At 60.4% G+C, this 14,240-nt stretch carries 8 protein-coding genes and 2 pseudogenes; 6 read left to right on the top strand and 4 right to left on the bottom strand.

Translation table 11 applies throughout. The features are described 5' to 3' along the window. Positions 1–63 precede the first annotated feature (63 nt). Positions 64–816, bottom strand: a pseudogene (locus AB3G88_RS20220) (MCP four helix bundle domain-containing protein); the annotation flags it as partial. A 404-nt stretch (positions 817–1,220) separates the two neighbouring features. Between AB3G88_RS20220 and aceK the strand changes: the two are divergent. Continuing rightward, entirely contained in the window at positions 1,221–2,942 is a 1,722-nt protein-coding gene (aceK, locus tag AB3G88_RS20215) for a bifunctional isocitrate dehydrogenase kinase/phosphatase (protein ID WP_480451352.1), read from the top strand. Between the two features lie 41 nt (positions 2,943–2,983). Here aceK and AB3G88_RS20210 read toward each other — a convergent pair whose 3' ends face one another. Further along, complete coding sequence (locus AB3G88_RS20210; protein WP_400527625.1) at positions 2,984–3,556, bottom strand: hypothetical protein; 573 nt, start codon at positions 3,554–3,556, stop codon at positions 2,984–2,986. A 687-nt stretch (positions 3,557–4,243) separates the two neighbouring features. Between AB3G88_RS20210 and hrpA the strand changes: the two genes are divergently transcribed. The 4 genes from hrpA (at position 4,244) to AB3G88_RS20190 (ending at position 10,354) form a co-directional block, all read left to right on the top strand. After that, positions 4,244–8,155 (top strand): ATP-dependent RNA helicase HrpA, encoded by a 3,912-nt coding sequence (gene hrpA, locus AB3G88_RS20205; protein ID WP_158876948.1) that lies wholly within the window; start codon positions 4,244–4,246, stop codon positions 8,153–8,155. 219 nt (positions 8,156–8,374) lie between these two features. After that, positions 8,375–9,496 carry a beta-ketoacyl-ACP synthase III gene (locus AB3G88_RS20200; RefSeq protein ID WP_099584028.1) on the top strand — a complete coding sequence of 374 codons (1,122 nt, stop codon included), beginning with the start codon at positions 8,375–8,377 and terminating at the stop codon, positions 9,494–9,496. A 16-nt stretch (positions 9,497–9,512) separates the two neighbouring features. Beyond that, a complete protein-coding gene (locus AB3G88_RS20195; RefSeq protein ID WP_480451349.1) occupies positions 9,513–10,127 on the top strand; it encodes an RNA polymerase sigma factor in 615 nt (204 codons plus the stop codon). Continuing rightward, positions 10,121–10,354: an anti-sigma factor family protein gene (locus tag AB3G88_RS20190; RefSeq protein ID WP_032887702.1), complete on the top strand. Its 234-nt coding sequence runs from the start codon at positions 10,121–10,123 to the stop codon at positions 10,352–10,354. The genes AB3G88_RS20195 and AB3G88_RS20190 overlap by 7 nt, the downstream gene beginning before the upstream one ends. Before the next feature lie 591 nt (positions 10,355–10,945). On the opposite strand, the pseudogene AB3G88_RS20185 reads toward AB3G88_RS20190, so the two are convergent. Next, positions 10,946–11,821: pseudogene (locus AB3G88_RS20185) on the bottom strand (putative porin); the annotation flags it as partial. A gap of 283 nt (positions 11,822–12,104) precedes the next feature. On the opposite strand from AB3G88_RS20185, the gene AB3G88_RS20180 reads away from it, so the two are divergent. Continuing rightward, positions 12,105–13,229: a GNAT family N-acetyltransferase gene (locus AB3G88_RS20180; protein ID WP_112196419.1), complete on the top strand. Its 1,125-nt coding sequence runs from the start codon at positions 12,105–12,107 to the stop codon at positions 13,227–13,229. A 172-nt stretch (positions 13,230–13,401) separates the two neighbouring features. Here the strand turns inward: AB3G88_RS20180 and aqpZ are convergent, their stop codons facing one another. After that, on the bottom strand, positions 13,402–14,103 hold the full coding sequence (gene aqpZ, locus AB3G88_RS20175) for an aquaporin Z (RefSeq protein WP_480451346.1): 702 nt from the start codon (positions 14,101–14,103) through the stop codon (positions 13,402–13,404). Between the last annotated feature and the right edge of the window lie 137 nt (positions 14,104–14,240).

Below are 14,240 nucleotides of genomic sequence, written 5' to 3'. Positions count from 1 at the left end.
GGCGGCCGACGCCAATTGCTGCGCCGACTCGCTGATGCCTCGGATAGTGGTCTGCAACTGTGTCTGCATGGTGGCCAGGGCGGTAAGCAATTGGGCCGGCTCGTCATGGCCTTGCACCTTGATCGGCTGGCTCAAGTCGCCGGCGGCGATGGTGCGCGCCACGGTCAGCGCCTGGCTGAGCGGCGCGGTGATGCTGCGGGTCAGCAGCCAGGCCAGCAGCAAGGTGGCGATCAGTGCAAACACAATGATCAGGCCGACCACCCATTGCGCGCTCGAATACATCTGTGCAGCGGAATCGGCGGCGGCTTCGACACCGTTCTGGTTGAAGACGATCAGCTTTTCCAGGCTCTGGCTGAGCAACGTGCCTTGAGGGGCGAGACGGTTGTTGAGCAGGTCAATGGCGTCTTGCTGCTGATCCTTGTCGATCAAATCAACCATCTGGCTGACGATCGCCAGGTAGCCGGCCACGTCGGTTTTCACCTGCTTGAGCATCTCGCGCTCTTCGTCGTTGGTCAGCAGGGTTTCATGGTGATCCAACAGGGTTTGCAGGTCGCTGCGCTGGCGGGTGATCAGGTTTCTGCTGTTGTCACGCACCCGCGACTCGTCGGTGGTCACCAGGCGCAGGGCCTCCAGGCGGATGCTGGCCACGAAGGCGGCGCTGTCGTGGATATTCTCGATGCTCGGCATCCACGACCGTTCGATGACCAGCGCGCTTTCGCGCAGCTTGGCCATCTGCCCCAGGCCGAACAGCCCGACAATCACCAGCAAGCTGGCCAACACCCCAAAACTCAGACTGGCACGCAGACCGATCCTCATGTTCCTCAATGACATCTCAATGCTCCTTGTGCGATTAGAACCTGCTCCCGGATCGGTCTTTTGACCTTGTTAGGGTGGGAGAGGGCGCGCTATATATCAAAGTGCCACTACCGTGGTAATCGGGGTTTCCCTTAGTTGGATCCAATCCTTGAGGTGGAATCAGTAATGGAATCGGGTCTGCTATTTTTGCTGCCGGGGTGCCAAGCCCCGCCGTTAGCGGCTATTGGGCGAACGCAAGGCGACAACACGGTGTTTTTATTGACCGTATGGTCGAATTAAATAAATTGAAAACAAATGTACAAAGTCAGCGCAGGGGCACAACGCTGCGCAAAAAATCACCCTTCTCCTGCTTACGTACACTGGCTAAGCTCAGGGCTTCCCGATGCCCGTTCGAGGTTTCCCGCATGTCGCAACCCACGCCCGCCTTCGCGATTGCCCGCACGATCCTCGACGGCTTCGACGATTACCGTGAGCACTTTCGCCAGATCACCGATGGCGCCCGCGAGCGGTTCGAGAAGGCCCAATGGCAGCAAGGCCAGGCCGCCTCGGCGGCGCGGATCAACCTCTATGAAGAGAAGGTGTTTGAGGTGACCACGGGCCTGCACGCCCGCTTCGCTGACGTGGACTTATTGGATATCAACCTGTGGCCTTTGGTGAAAAGCGCCTACATCAGCCTGATCGACCTGCGTTTCGACGATGAGCTGTCCGAGACCTGGTACAACTCGATCTTTTGCGGCCTGTTCAGCCACGACCTGATCAGCGACGGCTGCATGTTTATCCACACCACCCGGCCAAGCCTGCGCAAGGCGCGGGCCGCGCAGACCCGCACCTACCTGCCCGCCGGCAACATCGGTGAGATGCTCGCGCAGATGTTTGCCGACTACCGTTTCAGCGAACCCTATGCCGACCTGAACGCCGACCTGCAGCGCCTCGAAGCGCAACTGCGGGAAAGCCTGCCCGACTGGGTCTGCAAGGACCCTGACCTCAAGGTCGAGCTGTTTTCCTCGGTGCTCTACCGCAACAAAGGCGCCTATCTGGTAGGGCGCCTTTATACCCGCGACGAACAATGGCCCCTGGTGATCCCGTTGCTGCACCGCGAAGGACAAGGCATCCAGATCGATGCGCTGATCACCGACGAAGCCGAGGTGTCGATCATCTTTTCGTTTACCCGTTCCTACTTCATGGTCGACGTGCCAGTGCCGGCGGAATTCATCGGTTTTCTCAAGCGCATCCTGCCGGGCAAGCACATCGCCGAGTTGTACACCTCCATCGGCTTCTACAAACACGGCAAGTCGGAGTTCTACCGTGCGCTGATCAATCATCTGGCCACCACCGACGACCAGTTCATCATGGCCCCCGGCGTGCGCGGCATGGTCATGAGCGTGTTTACCCTGCCGGGCTTCAACACCGTGTTCAAGATCATCAAGGACCGCTTCTCGCCGTCGAAAAACGTCAACCGCGCCACGGTGATCGAGAAATACCGCCTGGTTAAAAGCGTCGACCGCGTCGGGCGCATGGCCGATACCCAGGAGTTCGCCGACTTCCGCTTCCCCTTGAGCAAGTTCGAGCCCGAGTGCCTGGCCGAGTTACTCGAAGTGGCCGCCGGCACGGTCGAAGTGGAAGGCGACACGGTGCTCATTCGCCACTGCTGGACCGAACGGCGCATGACCCCGCTCAACCTCTACCTGGAAAACGCCAACCCGGCCCAGGTGCGCGAAGCTTTGGAGGACTATGGACTGGCGATCAAACAACTGGCGGCGGCGAATATCTTTCCCGGCGACATGCTGCTGAAGAACTTCGGTGTTACCCGTCATGGTCGCGTGGTGTTTTACGACTACGACGAAATCTGCTACCTCACTGAAGCCAACTTCCGGCATATCCCGGCGCCGCGTACGCCCGAAGATGAGATGGCCTCCGAGCCCTGGTACTCCATCGGCCCGCTGGATGTGTTCCCGGAGGAGTTCCCGCCGTTCCTGTTTGCCGATGCCGGCCAGCGCAAGTTGTTTGATGAGCTGCATGGTGAGTTGTACAACGCCGACTATTGGAAGGGACTGCAAGAGGCGATTCGGGAGGGGAAGGTGATTGATGTGTTTCCGTATCGGCGCAAGGAGCGCGGTGACGCATAAAGGGCGAGCAACTGGACCCGCACGCCCTGAGTCCGCTGGCGTCAGGCGATGACGCATTCGCTCTTGGTTGACTCCGTGCCCATGTTCCTTAAATGTTGCTGTGCGGGCCTCAAGTCACTTTTACTGGGCAAGTAATGGCCAGAGGTATTGGACAGTTGAACTTTCCCCATAAGATTTTTTTTCATGTAACCCGCACTGACGACGTTCTGCGATTGACCAGGGCCAGCACCTATTTCGGCGATGCTGGGATGAGACATCCACTTTGGTGGCACGCTTTTGTCGATGTTGCCGACTACCATGTTGCCGTCTTGGGTAAGCACAAACTTGTTTAACGACGTTGGTCTTTCCAGAATTTTCAGGTCTTTGGACTCTTTGAGATTCACCAACTGCCCTTTGGGGTTTTTTGGATTCAGCGCCGCGCCTGCCAAGTGCATTTCTGCATTCAGGTCCCGGGCTTTTGAATTGCTCAGTAGGGCACAGCCACCGGAGGAGCCGGATGGGTAGGTGCTCCATGAGCCTTGTGACGATCTGTTATCAGGCGCAACTTCCTGATATTTGTTGCTGTATGAATGGGCGAAATTGGGGTTGGAATAGCGACTGGAGTCAATAGGCATAAAAAACCTTGGGGGTTAAGGGAACAATCGGCTGGCGCGGACCGCTCAGGAAACACAGGGTGAGTTTTACAACGGCGGATACTTGAACATTCGGCAGAATGTGATCCGCCGGTCCTCACGGGAGAGGCGAATGGGACCAACAGGAAGCTCAGTGAGCCTTTTACAAGCCGCTCATGAAGCGCATCCCACGCATGGTTTGCCCGCTTGTCGCGTTGTTTTGGATTCGATTCGCCGTCAGGTTGGTCGTCGGCGCGGATGGCGCGCGGCTGTTACTGGTCGACGGCTGCGAACCTGTTGCATGTGCATAGCTCGGAGGGTGTTCATAGGGAGGCGGGTTCCGAGGGTTCGTTGCTTCAGCGTAGGAGGGTGGGTTGTGCGAGTGCGTCGAGGAGGGACTGATCGGCATGTAAGCTCCGGTTCACGTTAAAAGATAGAGGTTGGCCAGATGTGTCTGGACGCCTTATTGAACCTTTCACACGCCCTCCATCCCATCAGACTTCTGCTGTAAAAAAGACAGAATGATCCACTCAGTGGTGTAGTAAATGTCGTCGTAGGAGGTAGGACGGCGCAGACATAATTGACTGACCGTCTCCAGACTTGTCGAAATCTGCGACAATCGCCGTCCTCTCTGATGACTTACGCTGCGCAGGCCTCACCTGCCTCACCCAAAAGACCCTTGCCGCCCTGATGACTGACCAAGCGCCCGCTATCGACCAACTGCTCAAGAACCTCGATCACGCCATGCTCGCCGACCGCCACCGCTTGCGGCGGCAGTTGCTTGAGCTGCGCAAAAAGCCCGACGAGGAAAAACTGGCGCAGTGGGTCACGCGCATGCAGGCGTCCTGCGCCCAGGTCACGGCGCGGCGCGCCAGCCTGCCGGTGATTCGCTACGACGACAGCCTGCCGATTGCCGCCAAGCGCGACGAGATCAAAGACGCGCTGAACAAGCATCAGGTCCTGATCATTGCCGGCGAAACCGGCTCGGGTAAAACCACCCAGTTGCCGAAGATCTGCCTGGAAATCGGCCGCGGCCAGTACGGTTTGATCGGCCACACTCAACCGCGCCGGATCGCGGCGCGCAGCGTGGCCAGTCGGGTTGCCGAAGAACTGGCCACGCCTTTGGGTGCGTTGGTGGGTTATCAGGTGCGGTTTGAAGACCAGAGCGATTCCAACACCCTGATCAAACTGATGACCGACGGCATCCTGCTGGCGGAAACCCAGAACGACCGTTACCTGGAACGCTACGACACGATCATCGTCGACGAAGCCCACGAACGCAGCCTGAACATCGACTTCCTGCTCGGTTACCTGAAAACCCTGCTGCCACGTCGCCCCGACCTCAAAGTCATCATTACCTCGGCGACCATCGACCTGGAGCGCTTTTCCAAGCACTTCGACGATGCGCCGATTGTCGAGGTCTCGGGCCGCACGTTCCCGGTGGACACCTGGTACCGCCCGCTGACCCTGGAGCAGGACGAAGAGGGCAACCGCGTCGAGGACGACCTGACCGTCGACCAGGCGATCCTCGCCACCCTTGATGAAATCGCCGCCTACGAGCGCAGCGAACGGCGCAGCCCCGGCGATGTACTGGTGTTTTTGCCGGGTGAGCGCGAGATCCGCGACGCCGCCGAGATGCTGCGCAAGGCCCAGCTCAAGCACACCGAAATCCTGCCGCTGTACGCGCGCCTGTCGCCGGCCGAGCAACAACGGATTTTCCAGTCCCATCCGGGCCGGCGCGTGGTGCTGGCGACCAACGTCGCGGAAACCTCGCTGACCGTGCCGGGCATTCGTTATGTGATCGACAGCGGCACCGCGCGCATCAGCCGCTACAGCTACCGCGCCAAGGTGCAGCGCCTGCCGATCGAGGCCATTTCCCAGGCCAGTGCCAACCAGCGTAAAGGCCGGTGCGGGCGAGTTGAGCCGGGCATCTGCATCCGGCTGTTCAGCGAAGAGGACTTTATCGGGCGCCCGGAGTTTACCGATCCGGAAATCCTGCGCACCAACCTCGCCGCCGTGATCCTGCAGATGCTGCACCTGCGCCTGGGTGAAATCACCGACTTCCCGTTTATCGAGCCGCCGGACGGCAAGGCGATCAGCGACGGCTTCAATCTGCTGCAAGAGTTGTCGGCAGTGGACCGCAACAGTCAACTGACGCCCTTGGGCCGCCAGTTGGCGCGTCTGCCGGTGGACCCGCGCATGGGCCGCATGTTGCTGGAGGCCGCCAAACTTGGCAGCTTGCAGGAAGTGCTCATCGTCGCCAGCGCCATGTCGATCCAGGATCCGCGTGAGCGCCCGCCGGAGCGCCAACAGGCCGCCGACCAGGCCCATGCCCAGTGGAAAGATCCGGACTCGGACTTCGCCGGGTTGGTCAATCTGTGGCGCGGCTTTGAAGAACAGCGCCAGGAACTGACCGCCAGCCCACTGCGCAATTGGTGCCGCAAGAACTTCCTCAACTACCTGCGCCTGCGCGAGTGGCGCGATTCCCATCGCCAGTTGAGCCTGATCTGTCGCGACATGCAGTTGACGATCAACAAAGAACCGGCGGATTTCCCGAAACTGCACAAAGCGGTGCTCTCCGGGCTGCTCAGCCAGATTGGCCAGAAAACCGAAGACGGCGATTACCTGGGGGCGCGCCAGCGGCGCTTCTGGATTCACCCGTCATCGGGCATCGGCAAGAAGCGTCCGCAATGGCTGATGACGGCCGAGCTGGTGGAAACCACCAAACTGTATGCGCGCATGGTCGCCAAGATCGACGCTGATTGGATCGAGCCGCTGGCCGGGCACCTGATCAAGAAAAATCACTTCGAACCGCATTGGGAGAAAAAGCGCGGCCAAGTGGTGGCGTTTGAGCAGATCACCCTGTTCGGGCTGATTGTGGTCGGGCGCCGGCCGGTGCATTACGGGCCGATTGACCCGGTGGTGTCCCGCGAGCTGTTTATCCGCGAGGGCCTGGTGCGCGGTGAGATCCAGTCCCGGGCCAAGTGCCTCACCGCCAACCAGCAACTGCTGGAACAACTCGACGAACTGGAGGCCAAGGCGCGCCGCCGCGACATCCTGGCCGACGAAGAAACCCTGTACGCCTTCTACGACGCACGCCTGCCAGCAGAGATCCACCAGACCGCGACCTTCGACAGTTGGTACAAGGTCAACAGCCAGAAAGACCCGCAGTTGCTGATCATGCGCGAAGAAGACGTGCTCGCCCGCGAGGCCAGTGAAGTCACCGCCACCCATTATCCGGACACCCTGCACCTGGGCGACCTGGAACTGGCCCTGAGTTATCACTTCGAACCCAACCACCCGCGTGATGGCGTGACCCTGCGCGTACCCGCGCCGCTGCTACCGGCCTTGCCGCCGGAGCGCCTGGAATGGCTGGTGCCGGGGGTGATAGAAGCCAAGTGCATCGCCCTGGTGCGCAACCTGCCGAAGGCGCTGCGCAAAAACTTCGTGCCGGTGCCGGACTTCGTCAAGGCCGCGCTGCAACGCATCGAATTTGGCCAGGGCTCGCTGCCCCAGGCGCTGGGGCGCGAACTGTTGCGCATGACGGGCGCGCGGGTCAGCGATGAGGCATGGGCCGAGTCGGCGCAACAGGTGGAGAACCACCTGAAGATGAACCTGGAAGTGGTCGACGGCCAAGGCAAGTTCCTCGGCGAAGGTCGCGACCTGGCCGAGCTGACCGCACGTTTTGCCGAAGCCAGCCAGGCCGCGTTGGCCGTGCCGCAAACAGCGAAAAGCCAGCAGCCGGTGGAAGCCAAGGTGTTCGCCGCCGTGGCCGAGAAGACCCAACAGAAGATCGCCGGGCTGTCGATGACGGTGTATCCGGCGCTGGTGGAAGAAAACGGTACGGTCAAGGAAGGCCGTTTCTCCACCGCCGCCGAGGCTGAGTTCCAGCATCGCCGCGCTTTGCAGCGCCTGCTGATGCAGCAACTGGCGGAACCGGCGAAATTCCTGCGCGGCAAGTTACCCGGTCTCACCGAGTTGGGGCTGATGTACCGCGAATTGGGGCGGATCGACGCGCTGGTGGAAGACATCCTGCTGGCCAGCCTCGACACCTGCGTGCTGGAAGGCGAAGCTAGCCTGCCGCGTGATGGCGCAGGCTTGGCCGCCTTGGCCGAACGCAAGCGCGGCAGTTGGACCGAGCACGCCGAACGCCAGGCGCGCTTGACCTTGGAAGTACTGAAGCTCTGGCATGGCTTGCAAAAACGCTTCAAAGGCAAGATCGACCTGGCCCAGGCGGTGGCCTTGAATGACATCAAGCAGCAATTGAGTAACCTGGTGTATCCGGGTTTTGTACGGGAAACCCCGGCGCAGTGGTTCAAGGAACTGCCGCGTTACCTCAAGGCCATCGAGTTGCGTCTTGAAAAACTGCCGAGCCAGGTGCAAAAAGACCGGGTGTGGAGCGGCGAGCTGAGTGGGCTATGGGCGCAGTACCAGAACCGCCTGAACAAACACGCCCAGGAAGGCAAGCGCGATCCTCAACTGGAGCTCTACCGCTGGTGGCTGGAGGAGTATCGGGTGTCGTTGTTTGCCCAGCAGTTGGGCACCAAGGTGCCGATTTCCGACAAGCGCCTGAGTAAGCAGTGGACGCTGGTCGAGGCCTGATTCCTGTCCCACATTTAAGCGGTGTTTGTCTGGAAGTGGCGCCAAATCCCTGGGTTTGTGGCAAACTTCGCGCCCATAAATGCCGGGATTGTCGTGAAGTACTGCGACGCGATGGAATAAAGCGATGCCAGTTTGATGTCCGCTGGACGGAATAAAACTACTTAAAGTTTGGTACGACGGTACCAATATCTTCTGCCTGACAGATTTAGAGGAACGACCGTGCATAACGTCGTCATCAGCGGCACTGGCCTTTACACCCCTGCCAACAGCATCTCCAACGAAGAGCTGGTGCAGTCTTTCAATACCTACGTGCAGCAGTTCAACGCTGACAACGCCGCTGCCATCGAGCGCGGCGAGGTGCAGGCGCTGACTGAGTCCAGCGCGGCCTTTATCGAAAAGGCGTCCGGCATCAAGAGCCGCTTCGTGATGGACAAAGACGGCATTCTCGACCCGCAGCGCATGGCCCCACGCCTGCCTGAGCGCAGCAACGACGAATGGTCGGTGCTCTGCCAGATGGCCGTCGGCGCCGCTGAACAAGCCTTGAAGCGCGCCGGCAGGACCGCCGCCGACATCGACGGCGTGATCGTCGCCTGTTCCAACCTGCAGCGCGCCTACCCGGCCATCGCCATCGAAGTCCAGGAAGCCCTCGGTATCGCAGGCTTTGGTTTCGACATGAACGTGGCGTGCTCTTCAGCCACCTTCGGCATCCAGAACGCCGCCAACAGCATCCAACTGGGCCAGGCGCGGGCTATCCTGATGGTCAACCCGGAGGTCTGCACCGGCCACCTGAACTTCCGCGACCGCGACAGCCACTTCATCTTCGGTGATGCCGCGACGGCTGTGGTCCTGGAGCGTGCCGACCTGGCAACGTCCGAGCACCAGTTCGACGTGGTCAGCACCAAGCTGTTGACCAAGTTCTCCAACACCATCCGCAATAACTTCGGCTTCCTCAACCGTGCGGCAGAAGAGGGCATTGGCGCCCCCGACAAATTGTTCGTGCAGGAAGGCCGCAAAGTCTTTCGCGACGTGTGCCCGATGGTGGCCGAACTGATCGGCGTGCACCTGGAAGAAAACCAGTTGAACGTGGCCGATGTGAAACGCTTCTGGCTGCACCAGGCCAACCTGAGCATGAACCACCTGATCGTGAAGAAACTGCTCGGCCGCGAAGCCACGGTGGAAGAAGCCCCGGTGATCCTCGATACTTACGCCAATACCAGCTCCGCAGGCTCGGTGATCGCGTTTCACACGTACCAGGATGATCTGCCCAAGGGCTCCGTCGCGGTACTCAGTTCGTTTGGCGCGGGCTATTCGATCGGCAGCGTGATCCTGCGCAAGCGCTAAGACAATCGAGGTCTAAATGGCAGCAGCGGACGACACGCACCTGCTTGAACGGCTGCTCAAGGGCGAGCAACAGGCCTATAAGGAGTTGGTCATCACCTACCAGAGCGCCATGCGCGCGGTGGCCTATGCAATCGTCGGCCAGCGCCATGCCGATGAGGTGGTGCAGGACGCCTGGCTGTCGGTGGTCCGCAACGTCGCCAGGTTTGAAGGGCGCTCCAGCCTCAAGACCTGGCTACTGACCATCACCGCCAACGCCGCCAAGGGGCGCTACAAGCAAAATCGTCGCGAGGTGTTGCTCGACGATTTGCCTTCGCCCCACGGCACCATCGGCGATGAGCGCTTTACCCCCGACGACGGCCACTGGGCAGTCGCCCCGTTTGCCTGGCATCAGGACACCCCGGAAGCCTTGCTGACCGAGGATGAGCTGCGCGAATGCCTGGAGCATACGTTGCTGAGTTTGTCGCAGTTGCAAAGCAGCGTGCTGGTGCTGCGTGAACGCCAGGGCCTGGAGTTGGAAGAGATTTGTAATCTCCTGACACTCTCTCTGTCCAATGTTCGTGTGCTGTTGCATCGAGCACGGCTTAAAGTCTTCGCCACGGTGGAGCATTTTGAGGAAACGGGCGAATGTTGACCTGTAAAGAACAAGTGGCACGTTCCAGTGACTATCTCGATGGGCAATTGACCTTTCGCGAGCGCTTGCTGGTGCGTCATCACTTGATGTTCTGCCCGAACTGCCGCCGGTTTATCCGTCAGATGCGCCTGATGCAGGCGACGCTGAAGATCATGCCGGATGAGCCGGTGAAGGATGTGGATGCCTTGGCGCAGCGGCTGGCTGCCGAGCGGCTCAAGGATCAATAAAGGCGGGGTGGAAGCAGGCTCGCGTGGCTGGATCGAACGGATGATGGGGACCGATCTCGCCACGCAAGGCTGTTGCAGCCACCTCGGGCCGTCCTGGCCCAAGGCGTATTACACGTACTATCAGAACTTGGCTTCTGCATCCAACTGCAGGGTATTGGCGTTGGCATCGCGGTAACCCGCGACGCTGGCGTAATCCGCCTTGGTCAGGAAGTACGTCGCGCCGATGGCGAAGTTCTTGTCGATGTCGTAACCGACCTTGAACTTGTGACCCCGTGCACCGGTGAAGCCGCCGGCGAAGTCCGAGTCGGTGAGGGCACCGACCACTGCGTAGCGCTGTACGTCGCGGTAGTTGTAGTCCAGGTTCAGGCCAAATACCTTGGACTTGGCACCCAACAGCCAGGCGGTGTCCTGGTCTTTATCCGTGGCTTTGGTGTTTTGCACGTACTGGCCGTAGAACGATAGCGGTACGGCCAGGCCGCCGATATCCACTTGGCTGAAGCCTTCGTACAGACGGTACTCGCTGGCATTGCCTGCGGCGGTGTTGGCGACCGTTTCGGCTGGGGTCAGGCAAGCGGTCGAACCAGCGGTCGGGCAGCGGCTGTCTTCGTCATTCTGGAACGCATACACACTGCCGCCCAGGGTCAGCTTCAGGTTGTCGGTCAGGGCGAAACGCGAGCCCAACTGGCCTGCGGTCATGCGCAGGTCATTGCGAAATTGCACGCCGTCGCCATTGACGTTGTCTTTGAGGTTGTAGTTACCCAGGCTGCCGAACAGCTCGGCGCTGCTCCCCAATGGGTATTTGTAGGTCAGGGCCAGGCCTTCCGGGTTGATATCGCTATCCCAGATCACGTCGCCCATGCTCACCCACGGTTGCAGCATCTTGCCGCCGATCACGTGCAGGTTTTTGATCTGGTCCGGGTGGTAGTCGATGTAGCCCAGGTCCAGCCAGATCGACTTCTTGTTGAAGTAGCCATCCAGGTCCTGGTTGGTGGAGCGGGCGTCGTCGCTGCTGCCGGTCGCAATACGGATGCCGGTGTCCACTTGTGGGTTGATTTCGGTGTAGGCGCCCAGACGCGCACGGATGCGCTCACGGTCCTTGTCCTTGCCGCCATTGTTAGGGGTGCCATCAATCTTGACGGTCTCGTGGCGGAAACGCACATCACCCTTGAACTGAGTCTTGGCGGCCCACGCCAGCTTCTGGTCGAAGCTGCTCAGCTCGTTGGTTTTCTTCGCGGTGGCCGCGATCTGTTCGTTGGTCTCTTGTTGAGCTTGCCGGGCGATCTGCTGTTCTTTCTGGTCTTTGGCCAACTCGCTTTGCAATTCGGTGTACTGCGAAGCGGTGATCTGGCCGTTGGCCTTGAGCATGTCGAGCAATTTAGCGTCGACTGCAGCGCTGGCCGGAACGCTCAGGGCCAGTAACAGGCCGCCGCACAGGGCCGCCGCAGTTTTAGTGGAAGCAAGACGCATATCAATCTCCGAAAGTGAGGAGGGATGGCAAACCATCCAGGACACAACCGACCGATGACGGACGGAAAAATAGCCACCCGGTAGAACCAGGCGCTCTAAAAACAGGCGTCAGTATCGCGATGGTTTATGACGCAACAGTGGCTAAGTGATGTCATCTAGATGACAAATGCGTGGGGATCGGAACTATTGCTTTAGAGCCTTGTCGGGCGATTTGAGGGTGTGCTGGGGGCGGCGATAAGCGATACTCGCGAGGCTTTTACGCCCTGATGCAGTGAGGATGCCGATGCCGTTGCAACGCCTGCAAAGCTTGTCCGAAATAGCCCCGCAGACCTGGGACGCCCTGGTGCCGCAGACCCAACCGTTCGTGCGGCATGCGTTCCTGAGCGCGCTGGAGGACAGTGGCAGCGTCGGCCCGCACTCGGGCTGGCAGCCTGAGCATTTGCTGCACTGGGAAGGTGATCGGCTGGTGGCGGCACTGCCCGGTTATCGCAAGTGGCATTCCTACGGCGAGTACGTGTTCGATCACGGTTGGGCCGATGCCTGCCAGCGGGCGGGTATCGAGTATTACCCCAAGTTGCTGACGGCCGTACCGTTCAGCCCGGTCAGCGGCCCGCGCCTGTTGGCGGCCAATGCCGAAGACGGTTTTGAATTGCTCAACAGCCTGCCGGGCTACCTGGAAATCGAAGGGCTCTCCAGTGCGCATATCAACTTCACCGACACCTTGGCCGACGAGGCCTTGGCCCGGCAGGCGGGCTGGATGCAACGGCTGGGCTGCCAGTTTCATTGGCAGAACCGTGGCTACCGCGACTTCCAGGACTTCCTCGACGCCCTGAGTTCACGCAAGCGCAAGCAGATGCGCAAAGAGCGTGAGCAAGTGGCGGGGCAGGGCATCGATTTCGAATGGCTGCAAGGCCATGAACTGAGCGAAGCGCAGTGGGATTTCGTCTACGCCTGCTACGCCAATACCTACGCAGTACGCCGCCAATCACCCTACTTGACCCGCGCGTTTTTCAGCCTGCTGGCCGAACGCATGCCCGAGGCGATCCGCGTCGTGCTGGCCAAGCAAGGCACGCGGCCGGTGGCCATGGCGTTCAGCCTGATCGGTGGCGACAGCTTCTACGGTCGCTACTGGGGTTGCCTGGCGGAATTCGACCGCCTGCATTTCGAAACCTGTTTCTACCAGGGCATGGACTACGCCATCGCCCAAGGCCTGCAACGTTTCGACGCCGGCGCGCAGGGCGAGCATAAATTGATTCGCGGGTTTGAGCCGGTGATCACCCGTTCCTGGCACTACTTGCGCCATCCGGGGCTGAAGAATGCCGTGGAGGATTTCCTGGAACGTGAGCGGGTTGGGATCCTGGCGTACGCCGAAGAGGCAAGGGCAGCGCTGCCGTATCGACAAGCCTGAACAGCGCCTGATGGGCAACCGCAAGTTTCGGGCCGTAGTGACTCTCATCGGGCAACCGCAAGTTTCGGGTCGTAGCAGCTGTCGAGCGCAAGCGAGGCTGCGTTTACGGTTTGCCTGACACACCGCAACGCAGCCTCGCTTGCGCTCGACAGCTGCTACGACTCGGTACGTTTCAGGCCGGGTCCTCCTGGCCAACCCATCGATAGACAAAACCGCCCACCACCGCACCGAGGATCGGCGCGAGCCAGAACATCCACAGTTGCTGGATCGCCCACCCGCCCACGATCAGCGCCGGGCCGGTACTGCGTGCCGGGTTGACCGAGGTGTTGGTCACGGGAATGGAGATCAGGTGGATCAGGGTGAGCGCCAGTCCGATGGCGATGGGGGCGAGGCCCTTCGGGGCGCGGTGATCGGTGGCGCCGAGGATGATCAGCACGAACATGGCCGTCATCACCAGTTCGCAGACCAACCCCGCCGCCATCGAATAACCCCCCGGCGAATGCTCGCCATAGCCGTTGGAGGCCAACCCGCCGGCCAGTTCAAAGCCCGGCTTGCCGCTGGCGATGAAGTACAACAAGCCGGCCGCGACGACGCCACCGATGACCTGAGCCACGATGTACGCCGGCAACTCCTTGGCGGGAAACCTCCCACCGACCACCAACCCCACCGATACCGCCGGGTTGAGATGGCAACCGCTGATATGCCCGATGGCAAACGCCATGGTCAGCACCGTGAGCCCGAACGCCAGGGACACGCCCAACAACCCGATCCCGACAGCAGGAAACGCGGCGGCCAACACCGCACTCCCGCAACCGCCCAACACCAGCCAAAACGTACCCAGCCCCTCTGTGACTGAACGCTTGAACAAAGACATGCCGCACGTCCTTGATAGATCGCTCTACCGAATCCGTAAATCAGTGATGCTCCCTGCAGATTTACTTCAGCGCCCGTCTGGGCACTGCACTGAGTACAGCAGGGTTTTTACACAAATCCAGGCGACCAATGTGGGGC

The sequence above is a fragment of the Pseudomonas arvensis genome (assembly GCF_056688935.1).
Note: the sequence above shows the minus strand (reverse complement) of the source record. Positions and strands in the feature narration are given on the sequence as shown.

Bases quoted from the DNA above. Each gene is read 5' to 3' on its own strand.
- aceK (WP_480451352.1), top strand. From the start codon at position 1,221: ATGTCGCAACCCACGCCCGCCTTCGCGATTGCCCGCACGATCCTCGAC.
- hrpA (WP_158876948.1), top strand. From the start codon at position 4,244: ATGACTGACCAAGCGCCCGCTATCGACCAACTGCTCAAGAACCTCGAT.
- AB3G88_RS20190 (WP_032887702.1), top strand. From the start codon at position 10,121: ATGTTGACCTGTAAAGAACAAGTGGCACGTTCCAGTGACTATCTCGAT.
- aqpZ (WP_480451346.1), bottom strand. From the start codon at position 14,103: ATGTCTTTGTTCAAGCGTTCAGTCACAGAGGGGCTGGGTACGTTTTGG.
- AB3G88_RS20210 (WP_400527625.1), bottom strand. From the start codon at position 3,556: ATGCCTATTGACTCCAGTCGCTATTCCAACCCCAATTTCGCCCATTCA.
- AB3G88_RS20180 (WP_112196419.1), top strand. From the start codon at position 12,105: ATGCCGTTGCAACGCCTGCAAAGCTTGTCCGAAATAGCCCCGCAGACC.
- AB3G88_RS20195 (WP_480451349.1), top strand. From the start codon at position 9,513: ATGGCAGCAGCGGACGACACGCACCTGCTTGAACGGCTGCTCAAGGGC.